Genomic DNA, 16,998 nt, shown 5'->3' with positions numbered 1-16,998 from the left:
ATAATTTTATAGTTTATTGGTTATCATTATGGTAAAAATATAACATTATTTTTTAGCTTTTCTTATTCAGCTTGTTAATTTGTAAAAATAAACCCTAACTAATTCTCGAATTGTAACTTTTGTAAGCCTTTTCCAACTAATACCCAAAACCTTATTTATGAAAGCACACGAAATTGATTATACCATCTACGGCGAAGAAATGCAGTACGTAGAAATTGAATTGGACCCCCAAGAAGTGGTCATCGCAGAAGCCGGAAGTTTTATGATGATGGACAATGGCATCCAAATGGAAACCATCTTCGGCGACGGCAGCGAACAAAACCAAAATTCAGGTTTGTTTGGCAAATTATTATCTGCCGGAAAACGTGTCCTAACAGGTGAAAGTTTATTTATGACCGCCTATATCAACAATAATCACGGTAAAAGCAAAGCGTGTTTCGCTTCTCCTTATCCAGGAAAAATTATCCCCATCGATTTAGCGCAATTCAACGGCAAATTTATTTGTCAAAAAGATGCGTTTCTTTGTGCTGCTAAAGGTGTAGCTGTAGGGATCGAATTCTCGAAAAAACTTGGGCGCGGACTTTTTGGCGGCGAAGGATTCATCATGCAAAAACTCGAAGGTGACGGCATGGCGTTTGTGCATTCGGGCGGAACCCTAGCCAAACGCGAACTGGCTCATGGAGAAGTTTTGAAAGTAGATACCGGCTGTATTGTTGGGTTTACCCAAGACGTGGATTACGACATTGAGTTTATCGGTGGTATCAAAAATTCGCTTTTTGGTGGTGAAGGTTTGTTTTATGCAACCTTACGCGGACCCGGAACGGTATACGTACAATCGCTTCCTTTTAGTCGTTTGGCCGATCGTATTATTGCTTCAGCTCCTAAAGCTGGTGGCAGTTCGAGGGAAGAAGGCAGCATCCTGGGCGGACTCGGGAATTTACTTGACGGGGATAACCGATTCTAACATAAAAAAAGCCTAACATCACTGTTAGGCTTTTCTTTTTATAAGGTGTAATTTAATCCGAGTACGATGGTTCGACCCATATTGGGAATGCCGTCGACTTTGAGTCGGGACAAATGGGAAACATAGGTTTTATCGAATAGATTATTCGCATTCAAACTTAAATCAAAACTGGATTTGCCTAGGGTAAGTTTTGTTCCAAAGGCCAAATTCACCAACGTATAATCCCGTGTGCTAGTTTCAAAAACACCTGGATTGTTTTGTGCAAAAATATGTTCGGTATTCACAGATGCAAACGACTCTTTCCAACGTTTTCCGTCTTTTAACTCCGCACGGAAAGTTCCTGTGACTTTGTTGGCTGGAATCAAAGGCAGGTAATCCCCATTGCTCTTCTTACCCGTTACACTTTCAAAGGTAGCCAACACGTGCAACCAATCGATGGGATGGGGATGAAAATGGATTCCTGCTTCTCCCCCAAACAAATAGGCGTTGTTTTGTACATAATCAAACACATTGTACCCGTCAATTTGGGTGCCGTTGGGTGCGATATAAATGTAGTTGTTCAAATGGTTGTAAAACCCATTGGCAAACAATTCAAAATGCGGATTGCGGTATTCTACATTCACATCGGTTTGAAGGTTTTGCTCGTTTTTCAAATTAGCATTTCCGATTTCGTAGCGGTTACTGCCTTCGTGTACGCCATTGGAGGACAATTCGGCCAAGTTAGGCGCACGGAAACCCGAAGCCACATTCAACCGCACCACTATATTTTCTTTGATGTTGGTTTTATACCCTAAAGAAGCATTGAAACTGTTGAACGAACGGTCGATGGCTTGAAAATAACCTTCGTCACCGGGTGTACCGTGTTCTTCGGATTGTACACCGCGACGGTCCCAACGTAAACCCGCTTGAAGCACACTTTTCTCCCATTGGTAATTGGACGTTGCAAAAACACCAAAGTCGCGGGTGGTGGCATCAGGAATCAAATATTCTTCGCCGGAATTGGTATTGGTTTGGTACATCCCTTGGGTTCCAACGATGGTTTCTAGTTTGCCGAATACAGGTAAATGATAGCGAATATTGTAATTGAAGGTTTTCAATTTCATATGTAATACAGGAATCTCACTGTCTTCCAATTCACTGCGATCGTTATCGATGTATCCAAAATCGGTTTCCAATTTGGATTTTCCGAGGTAAAATAGGGTGTTCCAACTCAAAATTTGACCGATAACTTTTTGCCGAGGAAATTCTGGATTTTTGGTTGTGGTTTGTTCGGCGATACCTTCTTCGGGAATACCGAGATTTAAGCGGTTGTAATTGTAGCGAATAACGGAATTCATAAAGGCATTGGAATACCCTAAGCCCGTTTTGAAATCCAATTCTTTGTAGCGCGTATTGGTCACGCGATCACCCGTTCCTGTTTGATAATCGGAATGGAGGTTTTGGGAAACACGCGTAGTGAATTTCAAGTGATCACCGGAAAGTTTGTAGCCTAACGTAGAATTGCTTCCGAGTGTATTGGTAAAATAACGCTGTCCAAAATTGAGGTGCATTTGGTTGGCGGGAGCAAATTTTTCAGGGTTAAAATACAACACACCGCCAAGTGCATCCGAGCCGTAGAGTAAGGAAGCCGGACCTTTAATCACTTCGACGCTTTCGATTCCAGCGTCATTGAGTCCGAGCCCGTGTTCTTCGCCAAATTGTTGGTTTTCCAAGCGCACGCCTTGGCTGTACACCAACACCCGATTGCCGCTTAACCCGCGAATAACCGGTTTCCCGATGGATGTTCCTGTAGACACTTGCGACACCCCAGGAATAGTGGCCAATCCTTCGATTAAGGTTGACGCTCCTTTTTGACGCAAATCTTTGGTGGTTTGGTGCTCGACCTTCATTACGTTCTCCGATTGGAGTCGGTTGAACGCCGTTGACACAATCACCTCATCCATTTGGTGGATGCTTTCTTTGAGTGTGCAATTAACCGTTACAGCCGTAGTACCCACACTGATGGATTGGGTTTGGGTTTCAAAACCCACAAAGGAGAACACGATTTTGTGGGTTCCTTTGGGAATGGATTTGAAGTTAAAGTTACCTTGAGCATCGGTTTGGGTTTCGAGGTGTAAACCGGGCAATTGAACAATGGCGGATTCCAGTGGTTTACCCGATGCGGTTACCGTTCCTGATAGTATGTTTTGGGCTTGTGCGAGCGAACAAAAGCTCAGCACAACCATCCATAAAAGTGATTTCATGTGTAAATGGGATTGATTTGTGATTAGAAAAATAAACGTTCCGGCGAACCGGTTTGCGCCAGGGATGGGAGCAAGGTGCCGTGCACCGCGTACAGCCCGACCTTGACGCAGGCTTCAGCCCAGGCAAGGTGGCGCCCAAAAAATAAATCTAACCGACAATCGGGGGTGCCCGAAGGCTGAAGAAACTTCCTTCAAAAACCGTTACAAACCGCTGTGGAGCTTGGATAACGTGGGTTGAAGTCGTATTGGAATTTTGGGGTTGGAAGGAAATGGCGGTGGGTTCGATATACGAACTGAACGCAAATTCACATTGAAAACATTTTTCGTAATCGTGGTGGGCGTGACCGACTTCCGTTTTCCCTAAAGTGTAATGATGATGGCAGTGCGTCACTTCGAACTCGTGCGCAATGTGGTTGACGGCATGCACAAACTGCAGCACGAAAACGAGCAGCAGTGTGGCGGTCAAACCTCCTCCGAAAAGTAGTTTACGGATATTCATCATACCGCAAAGGTAGGCAATGAATAAAAAAATCCCACCGATTTACCATTTTTTTAGGATTCGGTGGGATAAATATATTTTGAAACGGGTTAGACTAATTCGTTAGCCACTAAATATTCGGCAATTTGAATCGCGTTGGTCGCGGCTCCTTTGCGCAAGTTGTCGGCGACTACCCACATATTTACAGTGTTGGGCTGACTCTCGTCTTGGCGGATGCGGCCTACGAATACCTCATCTTTTCCGTGCGCGTAAAGCGGCATGGGATACGTATAGGTATCGGTGTTGTCTTGCACGACTACGCCGGGGGTATGGTGTAAGATTTCGCGGATTTCGCTCAAATTACATGGATTGTGGAACTCGATATTCAAGGCTTCGCTGTGGCCACCCACTACTGGAATACGAATGGCGGTTGCGGTAACATGAATGCTATCGTCTCCGATAATTTTTTTGGTTTCACGGGTGAGTTTCATTTCCTCTTTGGTGTAACCGTTGTCTTCAAACACGTCGCATTGTGGAATGGCGTTGCGGTGAATTTGGTATTTATAAGCCATCTCCCCTTGTACGCCGGCGTATTCATTTTCCAATTGCTGCACGGCTTTCACCCCCGTTCCAGTGATGGATTGGTAGGTGGAAACGACAACGCGTTTTACGCCGTATTTTTTATGTAAAGGAGCCAAAACCATCACCATTTGAATGGTGGAACAGTTGGGATTGGCGATGATTTTATCGGCTTTGGTTAATTCGTGGGCATTGATTTCGGGTACGACCAATTTCTTGGTTGGATCCATCCGCCATGCGGAAGAATTATCGATGACGGTGGTTCCGACTTCCGCAAATTTCGGAGCCCAATCGAGTGAGGTTTGACCGCCCGCGGAAAACAATGCAATATCGGGGTGCTTGTCAACCGCTGTTTGCAATCCGACTACGGTGTAGCCCTTTCCTTTCCAGGTGATTTCTTTTCCGACCGACTTCTCAGAAGCGACGGGAATTAATTCAGTTACGGGAAAATTTCGATCGGCTAACATTTGTAGCATCACTTCGCCTACCATACCGGTAGCACCAACAACGGCAACTTTCATGGTCTTTCTATTTTAAGTTGAAATTTGAGTAGTTTGCGATTCAAGGAAATGAACGGCTCCTCGAACAGTCACGCAAAAATAACGAGAAATTGTATCGGTTGGTACTTTTTAAAAAAGAAAAACCACTCGTATAGGAGTGGCTTTAGTTAGAATATATAGGTAGCGGTTTACTTCTTCAATAAATCACGAATTTCGGCTAATAATTGCTCTTGTGTGGGTCCCGCAGGTGCAGCAGGAGCGGCTTCTTCTTTTTTCTTCATACCATTAATTCCTTTAACCATCAAAAAGATAACGAAAGCGATGACTAAGAAACTGATTACTGCGGCTAAAAATTTACCGTATAAGATTCCGCCCTCGGTTTTTAATCCGGCTAAATCTTCCACATGAGCGGCTTTCAAAGCAGGATTCAACAAAGCGGGTGTAATTACATCCGACACTAAAGACGTCACAATCGCGCCAAAAGCACCTCCAATGATTACCCCTACGGCCAAGTCCATAGCATTTCCCTTGGCGATAAAATCTTTAAATTCTGATACCATTCCCATAATTTACTGTTTGTTAAGGTTATTGACTCAAAGCTAAGAATTTTAACACAAATAAAGAACGGTAAAAAGGAAAAATCTTACTCCCGATAAAAAATTCGCTTCACGCGTTGGGAAATGGAATAATAAACTGTCCTGTAACTAGCAAAGATACTGGCGTTTTTGATTGAATTATCCTCTCCTTTTAAATTACTTTTAATCAATCCAATATTGTATTAATTACAGCATAACTTTCCTTGTTTACACAACAACTTACACAATAAAAATAAAGCGTGCCTATTCCGAATAAAAGTTTGATTTTCATAGTGTATTGGTAGGAATCATCCCAAAAATATTATTATTAAAACTCTGTTCTTTTGGCATTGACGCTTTCGCCTTTTGTTGTGTGAGACTACCAAAAAAGTATCTCTTTTACTTTACTATCACTGCTCAACTCAATTAGAGATCTTTATTCGGTCTACGATCGATTAACGTCCATTTCCCTTTAATTTTTTCAAATATAATGGCTTCGTCGTAAGTTGGTTTTCCGATAAAAAAACTCTTTTTGTATTGAAGATTAAAAAAAACAAACTTCCGACCCTTATAGCGATACGAATAGGGTTTTGATAGGGCATAATAACACGCCGTTTCTCCCTTTTTCTGACAATTTCTTATAAAATTACTTAATGAATCTTGCGGAATTTTTTTAAATGACAAGGATTTAAAATCCTCATTTTTCCACGAGTGATTGTCAAACAAATTCAGATCATCACTATGGTTGGCATGGTACTTTCTACGGAGTTCGGTATAGACTTCAAGTTCCTCTGGAGTGGAACCTGTTACTCTAAACACAACAAACGACTGCATGGCATGTGTAAAACCTACTTGCTCGCTATTCAAAACGAGATGAGTGCTCTTTTGGATTTCATTATTCTTTTTGACCTCCTCCACTAAAAAATTCTCAATCATCTTTTTTTGAGGACAACAAGAACAAAAAAGAATAAAAGCACAACTATAAGCGATAATTAGTCGCATATGATTTAATTACAAAGTTAACTATAACCTATTTACGTGTCTATTTTATTACCTTAACATCGGGATTTATTCTATCAAAATAGTTTGAAAAAGTCCTACTAATAATATATCCCGTCTTCAAAATAATGCTCGGTCATCCATTGCTCGTTTACTTTTTTCATTAAAACTGTAAAATGAGTAATCGCTGCATTTCCTAATTGTCCATTTCCGATATCAAAACTAAGTAAAGCATGACTGGAATCAATAATTACAGGACGAGATAACGCTACTATCAAGTACTTTGTCTCGTTTAAGCCAAAGGCGCCTTTTTTGATTATTTGGTTAAAAGCTTCTGTTTTTAAAATTTTCACATCCACACAATAGAAATCCGTTGATTTCCATAAATAAACCGAATCAAACTGTTTTTGCAATTTCAATTTATTTAGGCTAACACTATCAATAACCCACTCGTTTACAGCAACACCCCAACTTTTTTTATGTTGATAATTAAACGCGTAATCTGAAATTGGTTTTGATTGTTTAATGGATTCTGCTATTACATTAATTTGAAAATCAGCATACCGTTTATAATTATCCTTTTTTAACTCTGAGATTAAAAAATCATTGACGATAGTTTTTTCTGTTTCCGATAGTTTGGCAGTGGAAATCTCAACCTCTTTACTTGTTTTTGCTGTTGAGCAAGAAAAGAAATTGGAAATTAGAATTAAAAAAAATATATTTCTCATGGCGTATAACTTTAATATCAATGATTCAATGACTGTGTATTTACATGATTATCAACAGAATCATTTCCAATACTACGAAAAAAAATTGAAAATCTTACTCTCGATAAAAAATTCGCTTCACGCGTTGGGAAATGGAGGTCATGATTTCGTAAGGAATCGTACCCAACACTTTGGCCATGTGCATCACCGAAGGATCTTTTCCAAAAATGATTACTTCGTTGCCTTCCTTACAATCGATATCGGTCACATCCACCATCAACATGTCCATGCAAACACTGCCCAAAATGGGTGCTTTTTTATTTTTAATAGTGACATAACCGTTGCCATTGCCCCAATGGCGCGAGATTCCGTCGGCGTAACCAATCGGCACCGTAGCGACTCGGGTAAGACGTTCGGCCATGAATCGACGGCTATAACCCACACTCTCTCCGGGTTCGATCACCCGAATTTGTGAAATAATCGATTTTAACGTAGCGACTTGTTCCAGCAGCTTTTGTTCGTCTTCGTCATTAGAAACTCCATACAATCCAATACCCAAGCGCACCATATCAAATTGCGCCTGACCGAAATTGGAAATTCCAGAAGTATTTAAAATATGTCGGATAGGCTGGATTTTCAGGGCTTCCATCAATTGCTCCGACAGGGTTTTGTACAATTTAATTTGGTCTAAGGTAAAATCGACATATGCCATAGAATCGCTGGCTGCAAGATGCGACAAGATACTTTTCACTTCCACCGCTTGGGTTTGTTGCAAACGAGCGATGAGTTGGGGCATATCGGCTTCCATAAACCCTAATCGGTGCATGCCCGTGTCGAGTTTGATATGAATGGGAAAATGCTTGAGTCGTTTTTCTTCGGCCAATTTCACAAAAGCATTGAGACCTTTTAACGAATAAATCTCCGGTTCGAGTCCGTGTTGAATCAGCGATTGATAACTCGTACTCTCGGGATTCATCACCATGATGGGGAGTTCGATTCCCGCTTGTTTCAAGGCGATTCCTTCATCCGCGAAAGCGACACCCAAATAATCCACTTTGTGATGGGCCAGCAATTTGGCAATTTCATACCCGCCATTCCCGTAGCTAAACGCTTTCACCATCACCATGAGTTTGGTGTCGGGTTGGAGTTTGGATTTGTAAAAATTCAGGTTATGACTGATGGCATTGAGGTTAATTTCCAACACGGTTTCGTGGGTTTTCTCTTCCAAGGCCGTTACAATTTCTTCAAAATGAAAATGGCGTGCGCCTTTGATCAATACCGTTTCATTGGCAAAGGAAATTGTATCCATCACATCCAAAAACGCTTGCGTAGTGGGAAAGGACAATCCGTTGGGAAACTTCCGTTGGTAACCCGAAATCGTGGGTCCGATGGCAATCACCCGATTGATCTGGTTGGTCACAATTAAAAATGAAACCTGAGCATAGAGTTCGTCATTACTCAAACCACTTTGAAAAATATCGGATAAAATGAGGGTTTTCTTTTTGTATTGCTTCTGACTCTCCAAGAAATCCAATGCAATTTTCAGGGATTGGAAGTCGGAACTATAACTGTCGTCAATAATGCGCGTATTGTGAATACCGTTTTTGACTTTCAAACGCATTTCGACGGGATACAACTGTTGCATGCGCGCTTGAATGACCGCTTCGTCATACTGCAAATACAACATGAGCATGAGACAATGAATTGCATTTTCAATCGAAGCTTGGTCGGAAAACGGAATGACAACTTTGAAACATTGTTTTTGGTAAGTAATGCGCAATTCCGTTTGGTCGGGTTTTTCATTCGCCATCACAAACACATCGGCTTTGCCATCGTCAGAGCTCCAGGTGAAGGTTTTGACTTTGGGCGAAAGAAAGGCATCGATGGTGCGATTCTTATTGAGAATGAGCACGTCGACGGAGGGAAACAATTTGAGTTTTTCCTTGATTTTTTCGCCAGCATCATGAAAACCTTCATCGTGTGCCGAACCGATATTCGTTAGAATTCCGATGGTGGGACGGATGATTTTTTCCAAATTTGCCATTTCATCCACGGTAGAAATTCCCGCTTCAAAAATACCGAGGTTGTGTTTTTCGTTAATTCCTAAAACCGAAAGCGGTACACCCACTTGGGAGTTATAACTCTTCGGACTACGAATAATATTATAATCCGGACTCAGTAAAAAGTTCAACCATTCTTTTACGATGGTTTTTCCGTTACTTCCGGTGATTCCTATGATGGGAAAGGTAAAGTTTGAACGGTATTTAGCGGCAAAGGTTTGGAGCGCTTCGAGCGAATTTTCAACGATTAAAAAATTGGCTTTGCCTACCAATGCATCGGGCACCTGCTGCACCACAAAATTAAACACGCCTTGTTCCAGGAGTTCAGATAGGTATTCATGCCCGTCGTGATTGGGTCCGATCAACGCAAAAAACAAGGTGTTTTCTCCATTTTGGAGCGAACGACTGTCGATAGAAACGGAGTCGATAATAGCCACCTCCCGATCACCTTGAAATTGTGCTTTAAGAATCGGAATGATATTTCGGATGGATAGTGTCACAGGATATTATTCGTTGGTGTCAGAAGGTAATTCTTCGTGATCGTTGACTTCGATATTTTCGCGCATCGCTTTGAAGTAAGCGGCACGACTGAGCGGTTCGTATTCTTCGGTTTCTCCAAGTAAAACTAGGTTGTCGTTACTGGATTTACGAAAACTGTAATGGGCTAAATTTCCTGTTCGGGTACACACGGCGTGCACTTTGGTCACATACTCGGCGGTTGCCATCAGCGCTGGCATGGGTCCGAACGGATTACCTTTAAAATCCATATCCAATCCGGCCACAATTACACGAATGCCTGAATTAGCAAGATCGTTACAAATTTTTACAATTTCATCATCAAAGAACTGCGCTTCGTCAATACCGACCACATCACAGCCTTGGGCTAGAATGGCGATATTGGCGGCAGCGGGAACGGGTGTGGAGCGAATTTCGTTTTTATTGTGCGAAACCACCATTTCTTCGTCGTAGCGAACATCGATGGCGGGCTTGAAAATTTCCACGCGTTGTTTGGCAAATTGGGCCCGACGTAAACGACGGATCAATTCCTCCGTTTTGCCTGAAAACATGGAGCCGCAGATGACTTCGATCCACCCAAATTGTTCTTCGTGATTAACCGTATTTTCTAGAAACATTTACTAATTTCGTTAGTATGAATTAGGTATTTTTCTGTTACATTTGTACAGAAACAAAAATATCAAAATTCCCATGACTTCCTCCTACCCGAGGCATAAAGTTATAAAGAGTTTGATGATTTCGTAACCTAAACCTAAACTCAATCGATTCTGTAGATGAGACTCCACGCGGGTTTTCGTCTTATTTGACAAATTGTAACGCACCATGAAAAAAAGACTGGAAGCTGAACTCATAAGTATTGCACACCGCATTTTAAAACTCCGCAACAAATCGGAAGTCGACCAATTGTATTTAGAATCCAAAAAATTGTACGAAACCTTGGCGGTTTTAAAATTTTACGGCGATAACTATGAAGTCGTGAAAAATGATGTGGCTGTCGAAGAATTGGAAGCCAAATTGGACGCTGCGTTGGATGCTCCAGAAGTAGTTGCAGTAGCAGCTCCCGTTGTGGAAGAAGCTCCTGTAGTTGTGGAAGAAAAAGTGGAAACGGAAGAAGAAGTGGAAACGGAGTCGGAAACGGAAGTCGTTGCAGAAGAAGTGGATGAGGTGGATGAAGTGGAAGAAGAAGTAGATGAAGTGGAAGAAGTGGAAGAAGTGGAAGAAGTGGAAACTGAAGCTACAGAAGAAGAAACTATAGAGGAAGAACCTGTAATTGTGGGTGAAATCACTTTAGATGAGGAAGACGAGGAAGAAGAAGTACCGATGACGGAAGCAAAATCGGATTTGGACTTCGAACCCATATTTGAATTGGCTGCCGAGCCGATGGTGGAAGAAGAAGAAGAAGAAGAAGAAACGGTAGAAGTTGCCCCTGAAGTTGCCCCAACTGTGGTGGACGAACCCGCAGTTGAATCTCCGAAGAAAGACGAACCCAAACAAATTTCGCTAGCCGATTTGTTGGGTGAAAATTATACCGAACCCGTATTTGTTAAACCCGATGATGTAGTGGTGCCGCCTTCCCTAAAAAATGTGATTGAAGAACAAGGAAAATCCTTGAATGAATTGCATTCCAAATCCATCAACATTGGTTTAAACGATAAAATTGCGTTTGTGAAATTCTTATTTGCAGACAGCACCGAAGATTACAACCGTGTGTTGTCGCAATTGAATACCTTTTCCACATTTGAAGAAGCGAAAGATTTTATCGACGAAATCATCAAACCCGATTATAACAATTGGGACGGAGTGGATGATTATGCCGAACGATTTATTGCTATTGTGGCTAAAAAATTCTCGTAAATGGGAAAATTGTATTTGGTACCCACGCCCATTGGCAACTTAGACGATATGACGTTTCGCGCCGTGAAAGTCTTGCAAGAAGCCGATATGATTTTGGCGGAAGATACCCGAAACAGCGGTAAACTCTTGAAACATTTTGAGATTACCACACCCATGCAAAGCCACCACATGCACAATGAACACAAAACGGTGGACCATTGGGTGAAACGCATTCAAGCAGGAGAAACGGTTGCTTTGATCAGTGATGCGGGAACACCTGCGATTTCCGACCCCGGATTTCTATTGACCCGTGCTTGTGTGGAAAATGGTATAGAAGTGGACTGCTTACCCGGCGCCACGGCTTTTGTCCCGGCTTTGGTGAACAGCGGCTTACCCAACGATCGTTTTATTTTTGAAGGTTTTTTACCCGAAAAAAAAGGACGGCAAACACGTTACCTCCAACTCGCTGAAGAAACCCGGACGATGATTCTCTATGTTTCGCCGCATAAATTGGTGAAAACCTTGGGCGAATTTGTTCAGTACTTTGGAGCTGACCGACCGGTTTCCATTTCACGAGAAATCACCAAACTCCACGAAGAAACGATTCGTGGAACTGCCGAAGAGGTGCTTAAACATTATGAAGCCAAACCACCCAAAGGGGAAATTGTCGCTGTAGTTGGCGGCAAACCCACGAAATAATATATTGATTATGTTTTTATACGCCAAAATTTTTAAAACCAACACCTATGCGCTGGAACTTTCACTCAAAGCCGAATCCCTCTGCCGTACGCCATTTGATGGACGTACTGCATGTCGATGAACTCGTAGCCAATTTATTGGTTCAACGTGGCATCACCACTTACGAAGAAGCTAAAGCTTTTTTTCGCCCAACCTTAAACGACTTACACAATCCGTATCTCATGAAAGATATGGAACAAGCGGTGTTTCGTATCGAACAAGCCATAAACAACCGAGAAAATATCTTGGTGTTTGGTGATTATGATGTTGATGGTACAACAGCCGTTTCTTTGATGGCTTCCTACCTTCGTAGTTTTTATCCCAATGTGGCTACTTACATTCCCGACCGCTATGCCGAAGGCTACGGCGTGTCCTACCAAGGAATCGATTTTGCCGAAGACAACGGGATGACTTTAATTATCGCCTTGGACTGCGGCATTAAATCCATCGATCATGTCAATTACGCCAAAGCCAAAGGCATTGATTTCATTATCTGTGACCACCACCGCCCCGGCGACACCTTGCCCGATGCCGTGGCCGTTTTGGATCCCAAACGGGACGATTGTAGTTATCCCTATGACGAACTCTGTGGGTGTGGCGTCGGATTTAAATTGATCCAAGCCTTGTCGGAACGCCGTGGGCAAACCATTTTGGATTTGATTCCCTATCTCGATTTGGTCGCCACAGCAATCGCTGCCGATATTGTGCCTATCACGGGTGAAAATCGGGTGTTGGCCAAATTTGGCTTGCAAGTCATCAACGAGAATCCGAGACCTGGCATCAAAGCATTACTCACACAAGTCAAGAAAAGCGAACTCACCATTACCGATGTCGTATTTATCATAGCGCCACGCATCAACGCCGCGGGTCGAATCCAACATGGCAACGCTGCCGTGAGCTTGTTGACCGAAATGAATTTGGAACAAGCCGTTCAATTTGCCGCCGACATTGAACAACATAACAAAGACCGTCGGGAATTGGACAAAACCATCACCGAAGAAGCGTTACGTCAAATTCAGGATTTGAACGAAACCGAACGTTTTACCACTGTAGTTTACCAAGAAAACTGGCACAAAGGCGTCATCGGAATCGTGGCCTCTCGCCTCACCGAAACCTATTACCGTCCGACCATCGTGTTTACCAAAAGTGGCGATAAACTGGCCGCCTCAGCGCGTTCGGTCAAAGATTTTGATTTGTACGAAGCTTTGGAAGCGTGTAGCGAACACCTTATTCAATTTGGCGGACATAAGTATGCGGCTGGAATGACCTTGTATGAAGAAAACTATCCGGCCTTTAAAGCGGCTTTTGAAGAAGTGGTCAAAAAAACCATTGACCCCAACCTTCTAATTCCTGAAATAGCGGTCGATGCCGAAATCCAATTTTCAGAAATCACACCCAAATTGATGCGGTTGTTGAAGCAATTCGAACCCTATGGTCCTGGGAATATGACGCCCACCTTTTTGGCCCAATCCGTGTATGATACAGGTTATGGAAAACGCATTGGTAGTGACGAAACCCATCTTAAACTCAACCTCAAACAAGGCGCTTCTGAAACCTTAGGCGCTGTAGGATTTGGCTTGGGCGAAAAGTTAAAGTTGACACAAAATCGCCAAAAAATCGATGCTGTCTTCTGTTTGGATGAAAATGAATTCAACGGTTCCGTAACTTTGCAACTTCGATTGAAAGATTTACAACTTCATAATGACTAAAAACGATCCCTACGAAGCGTTACGCTTTCGCGAATTTAATTTCTTCCTCCTCATGCGCTTTGCCTTGGTCTTTGCCTGGTCCATGCAATTTGTCATTATCGAATGGGAAGTGTATTCCATGACGAAAGACCCGCTGTCGCTGGGAATTATTGGTTTGATGGAAATTATTCCTGCGGTAAGTATGGCTTTATTTGCCGGACATATCGTAGATCAAAGTGAGAAAAAAGGATTGTTGGCCAAATGTTTGATGGCCTTTTCTACCATCAGTCTCGGTTTATTTTTAGTCACAATCCCCGGAATAACGAAAGGCTATTCTACCCAAACGGTGCTTTATACCATTTACGGCTTAGTGTTCTTGGGCGGCTTAGTTCGGGCCTTCATAACGCCTTCTGTATTTTCACTTTTGGGTCAGTTGATTCCCAAAAAAGTGTACCCCAACGCTTCCACCTGGAGTAGTTCAGTGTGGCAAATCGCCGCGGTTACGGGTCCAGCCCTTTCCGGAATTGCGATTCGCTATTTTGGCGTTCATTTTTCGCTTTGCTTTGTGTTTGGCTGTACGATTTTGGCCTTACTTTTTCTTACTCAAATTGAAAGAAAACCCATTTTGAACACCAAAATAGGCGAGCCCATCATGCAAAGTTTGAAAGAAGGCGTGCGCTTTGTTTTTCACAATAAAACCATATTAAACGCCATTACGCTAGACATGATTGCCGTACTATTTGGCGGTGCCATTGCTTTACTTCCCGTATTTGCCCAAGATATTTTAAAAGTAGGTTCCGAAGGATTTGGTATTTTGCGCGCGGCTCCGGCTGTGGGTTCGTTTCTCACTATGATTCTCGCTGCTTACATTCCGTTAAATAAAAATGCGGGCATGAAATTGTTGGTGGCCATATTTCTTTTCGGCGTGTGTATGATTGTGTTCGGACTCTCCACGTACTTCTGGGTTTCGGTAGCGGCACTGTTTTTAAGCGGCGTATTTGACGGCGTTTCGGTGGTCATTCGTCAAACCATATTACAATTGGAAACTCCTGATCACATGCGCGGACGGGTTGCTTCGGTGAATTCCATTTTTGTAGGTTCGTCCAACGAACTCGGGGCGTTTGAAAGTGGCTTGACCGCCAAATTAATGGGAACGGTGACGGCTGTGGTTTTTGGCGGCACAATGACTCTTTTGACGGTAACTGCAACGGGATTACTCTCTCCTTCTTTCCGGAAATTGGACATTCATAAAAAAATTGAAGAATTGTAATTATTAGGCAGCATACACTTTGGCTTTCTAATGACTACTGTCCCGCTCTTCGCTATATCCCCGATAAAAATCGGGGGATGCTCCCGAGACTTCGGGACGATCGGGGCTGAATCGACGTACCGTTTTCAAATCATGAAGGTAAAAACCGTATCTTCACTTCATGAAGCCACTATTTTCAACGCTATTTCTCTGCCTACTCCTATCTCTTGCTCCTGTTTCTCGGGCACAAAGCCAACACTTTTTACTTCTAGATGAAGAAACCAGCGAATTTTTACCTGAAGTGAATTTTCACCTTTTTCACCAAAAAAAGAAAGTCTTTGAAGGCATCTCCCCAGAAAAAGAAGCACTTACGTTACCCCAAATTCCCTTTGACTCAATTACTTTTTCCAAACTTAATTTCGAAACCAAAGGCGTATCCCGAGATAGTTTGACCGATATTATCTTTCTCAAGAAAAAAGTCTACGAATTGGATGAAGTGGTCATTGGAAATCTACCAGAAAAAATAACATTAGGCGAACAAGGCCGTATTTTACCTAATTCAAGAGGCATGTATATCCAAAAACAGCTACTGTTTGGCATCCTTCTTACGAATAATAATGGGTCAGATTTAGCCTTAGAACAAGTGCAATGGTATGTGAAAAAAGTGGTACATACCACGCGCTATCGAATTTTGTTTTATAAAGTTGTCGTAAACAATTCCGTTCCACAACGCACCTTTATCAGTCCGTTTCAAGCGATTCCCGTCTATATTTCACCCATCCAAACAGTAGTGCCCAAACAAAAAAACAAAATCATTACACCCATTGATTATGTCATGGCACAAGGCGAAGAAGTATTAGTTGCCTTTGAATTGGTCGACTATTTGGACGAAAATCAAAAAGTGATTCAGCCCCCTGTAGAAGAACAAACCCTGATTAAGTTTCAATGTTCGGATGAAACTAACTTTTATACCAAATTTCGCGACTTTGAATCGCAAAAAGAAACGGAAGTATTATACAACGCCAATGTTTGGATTAATTATGACTTTGCCTTTCAATTTTTCAAAAAACCAAGTAAAAGTAGTATCCGAACACCCGCCGTTAACTTGATTGGCCGAAAATTATAATTCGAATTTTTCTAAAGAAAATTGCGTTCCATCAAAAACGCCATAAGTAAAATAGCCCACCCAATCGCCGAGATTGATATAGGTTGATTGCTCATTTAAAGCAATTGTCATCGGTAAGTGGCGGTGACCAAAGACAAAATAATCGAAGTGTTGGGTTTCCAGTTTTCGTTTGCAGTATTGTACGAGCCATTCGTTGTCTTCACCCAAAAACTTCACATCGGATTCTCCCGATATCAATTTGTTTTTTACAGAAAGATATTGGGCTAATTTCACCCCAACATCGGGATGCAACCAGCGGTACAACCATTTGGAAAAAGGATTCGTGAAAACTTTTTTCATGCGCTTGTAGCCTTTGTCGCCTGGACCTTTGCCGTCGCCGTGACCAATTAAAAACGACTTCCCATGAAAAGTGAATATTTGATTGTCGTGGTAAACGGGAATGTTCAATTCTTTTTCAAAATAATCACCCATCCACAAATCGTGGTTCCCTACAAAAAAGTAAATCGGAATGCCGCTGTCGCGAATTTCGGCTAACTTTCCGAGAACACGCACAAAGCCTTTGGGCACTACGGTTTTGTATTCGAACCAAAAATCAAATAAATCGCCGAGTAAAAAAATAGCTTCGGCATCTTGCTTTACCGTATCGAGCCACGCCACAAATCGTTGTTCGCGCGGGAAACTCGCTTCAGGTGTGGGTGCACCCAAATGTTGGTCGGAAGCAAAATAGATTTTTTTGGCCATAT

At 42.3% G+C, this 16,998-nt stretch carries 15 protein-coding genes; 6 read left to right on the top strand and 9 right to left on the bottom strand.

What is annotated here, in order from left to right:
• Window positions 1–157: 157 nt before the first annotated feature.
• Window positions 158–964: a TIGR00266 family protein gene (locus OLM45_RS04300; RefSeq protein ID WP_264512255.1), complete on the top strand. Its 807-nt coding sequence runs from the start codon at window positions 158–160 to the stop codon at window positions 962–964.
• 38 nt (window positions 965–1,002) lie between these two features.
• Here the strand turns inward: OLM45_RS04300 and OLM45_RS04295 are convergent, their stop codons facing one another.
• The 8 genes from OLM45_RS04295 to OLM45_RS04260 form a co-directional block, all read right to left on the bottom strand.
• Window positions 1,003–3,207: a TonB-dependent receptor gene (locus OLM45_RS04295; protein WP_264512253.1), complete on the bottom strand. Its 2,205-nt coding sequence runs from the start codon at window positions 3,205–3,207 to the stop codon at window positions 1,003–1,005.
• Window positions 3,208–3,355: 148 nt separating this feature from the next.
• Window positions 3,356–3,709, bottom strand: coding sequence for a hypothetical protein (locus OLM45_RS04290; RefSeq protein ID WP_264512251.1), 354 nt, complete (start codon window positions 3,707–3,709; stop codon window positions 3,356–3,358).
• 86 nt (window positions 3,710–3,795) lie between these two features.
• Complete coding sequence (locus tag OLM45_RS04285; protein WP_264512249.1) at window positions 3,796–4,785, bottom strand: aspartate-semialdehyde dehydrogenase; 990 nt, start codon at window positions 4,783–4,785, stop codon at window positions 3,796–3,798.
• A gap of 167 nt (window positions 4,786–4,952) precedes the next feature.
• Window positions 4,953–5,330: a large conductance mechanosensitive channel protein MscL gene (gene mscL, locus OLM45_RS04280; RefSeq protein ID WP_264512247.1), complete on the bottom strand. Its 378-nt coding sequence runs from the start codon at window positions 5,328–5,330 to the stop codon at window positions 4,953–4,955.
• Window positions 5,331–5,765: 435 nt separating this feature from the next.
• Entirely contained in the window at window positions 5,766–6,275 is a 510-nt protein-coding gene (locus tag OLM45_RS04275; RefSeq protein WP_264512245.1) for a hypothetical protein, read from the bottom strand.
• Window positions 6,276–6,439: 164 nt separating this feature from the next.
• Window positions 6,440–7,066, bottom strand: a complete 627-nt coding sequence (locus OLM45_RS04270; protein ID WP_264512244.1) for a hypothetical protein — start codon at window positions 7,064–7,066, stop codon at window positions 6,440–6,442.
• Between the two features lie 94 nt (window positions 7,067–7,160).
• Window positions 7,161–9,605: a bifunctional UDP-N-acetylmuramoyl-tripeptide:D-alanyl-D-alanine ligase/alanine racemase gene (locus OLM45_RS04265; RefSeq protein ID WP_264512242.1), complete on the bottom strand. Its 2,445-nt coding sequence runs from the start codon at window positions 9,603–9,605 to the stop codon at window positions 7,161–7,163.
• 6 nt (window positions 9,606–9,611) lie between these two features.
• Window positions 9,612–10,238, bottom strand: coding sequence for a thymidine kinase (locus tag OLM45_RS04260; protein ID WP_129460083.1), 627 nt, complete (start codon window positions 10,236–10,238; stop codon window positions 9,612–9,614).
• Between the two features lie 205 nt (window positions 10,239–10,443).
• Here OLM45_RS04260 and OLM45_RS04255 point away from each other — a divergent pair, with 205 nt between their 5' ends.
• The 5 genes from OLM45_RS04255 (at window position 10,444) to OLM45_RS04235 (ending at window position 16,255) form a co-directional block, all read left to right on the top strand.
• Window positions 10,444–11,475, top strand: coding sequence for a hypothetical protein (locus OLM45_RS04255; protein ID WP_264512240.1), 1,032 nt, complete (start codon window positions 10,444–10,446; stop codon window positions 11,473–11,475).
• Window positions 11,476–12,153 (top strand): 16S rRNA (cytidine(1402)-2'-O)-methyltransferase, encoded by a 678-nt coding sequence (rsmI, locus tag OLM45_RS04250; RefSeq protein WP_129460085.1) that lies wholly within the window; start codon window positions 11,476–11,478, stop codon window positions 12,151–12,153.
• A 47-nt stretch (window positions 12,154–12,200) separates the two neighbouring features.
• Entirely contained in the window at window positions 12,201–13,901 is a 1,701-nt protein-coding gene (gene recJ, locus OLM45_RS04245; protein WP_264512238.1) for a single-stranded-DNA-specific exonuclease RecJ, read from the top strand.
• Complete coding sequence (locus OLM45_RS04240; protein WP_264512236.1) at window positions 13,894–15,150, top strand: MFS transporter; 1,257 nt, start codon at window positions 13,894–13,896, stop codon at window positions 15,148–15,150. Before recJ ends, OLM45_RS04240 begins: the two co-directional genes overlap by 8 nt.
• 160 nt (window positions 15,151–15,310) lie before the next feature.
• On the top strand, window positions 15,311–16,255 hold the full coding sequence (locus tag OLM45_RS04235) for a hypothetical protein (protein WP_264512234.1): 945 nt from the start codon (window positions 15,311–15,313) through the stop codon (window positions 16,253–16,255).
• On the opposite strand, the gene OLM45_RS04230 is transcribed toward OLM45_RS04235, so the two are convergent.
• Complete coding sequence (locus OLM45_RS04230) at window positions 16,250–16,996, bottom strand: UDP-2,3-diacylglucosamine diphosphatase (RefSeq protein WP_264512232.1); 747 nt, start codon at window positions 16,994–16,996, stop codon at window positions 16,250–16,252. The genes OLM45_RS04235 and OLM45_RS04230 overlap by 6 nt on opposite strands.
• Between the last annotated feature and the right edge of the window lie 2 nt (window positions 16,997–16,998).

The sequence above is a fragment of the Flavobacterium sp. N1719 genome (assembly GCF_025947045.1).
Lineage (GTDB): Bacteria > Bacteroidota > Bacteroidia > Flavobacteriales > Flavobacteriaceae > Flavobacterium > Flavobacterium stagni.
Note: the sequence above shows the minus strand (reverse complement) of the source record. Positions and strands in the feature narration are given on the sequence as shown.

Coding starts and splice junctions, on each gene's coding strand:
- OLM45_RS04235 (WP_264512234.1), top strand. CDS start 15,311: ATGAAGCCACTATTTTCAACGCTATTTCTCTGCCTACTCCTATCTCTT.
- OLM45_RS04300 (WP_264512255.1), top strand. CDS start 158: ATGAAAGCACACGAAATTGATTATACCATCTACGGCGAAGAAATGCAG.
- mscL (WP_264512247.1), bottom strand. CDS start 5,330: ATGGGAATGGTATCAGAATTTAAAGATTTTATCGCCAAGGGAAATGCT.
- recJ (WP_264512238.1), top strand. CDS start 12,201: ATGCGCTGGAACTTTCACTCAAAGCCGAATCCCTCTGCCGTACGCCAT.
- OLM45_RS04270 (WP_264512244.1), bottom strand. CDS start 7,066: ATGAGAAATATATTTTTTTTAATTCTAATTTCCAATTTCTTTTCTTGC.
- OLM45_RS04275 (WP_264512245.1), bottom strand. CDS start 6,275: ATGATTGAGAATTTTTTAGTGGAGGAGGTCAAAAAGAATAATGAAATC.
- OLM45_RS04295 (WP_264512253.1), bottom strand. CDS start 3,207: ATGAAATCACTTTTATGGATGGTTGTGCTGAGCTTTTGTTCGCTCGCA.
- OLM45_RS04255 (WP_264512240.1), top strand. CDS start 10,444: ATGAAAAAAAGACTGGAAGCTGAACTCATAAGTATTGCACACCGCATT.
- OLM45_RS04285 (WP_264512249.1), bottom strand. CDS start 4,785: ATGAAAGTTGCCGTTGTTGGTGCTACCGGTATGGTAGGCGAAGTGATG.
- OLM45_RS04230 (WP_264512232.1), bottom strand. CDS start 16,996: ATGGCCAAAAAAATCTATTTTGCTTCCGACCAACATTTGGGTGCACCC.
- OLM45_RS04290 (WP_264512251.1), bottom strand. CDS start 3,709: ATGATGAATATCCGTAAACTACTTTTCGGAGGAGGTTTGACCGCCACA.
- OLM45_RS04260 (WP_129460083.1), bottom strand. CDS start 10,238: ATGTTTCTAGAAAATACGGTTAATCACGAAGAACAATTTGGGTGGATC.
- OLM45_RS04240 (WP_264512236.1), top strand. CDS start 13,894: ATGACTAAAAACGATCCCTACGAAGCGTTACGCTTTCGCGAATTTAAT.
- rsmI (WP_129460085.1), top strand. CDS start 11,476: ATGGGAAAATTGTATTTGGTACCCACGCCCATTGGCAACTTAGACGAT.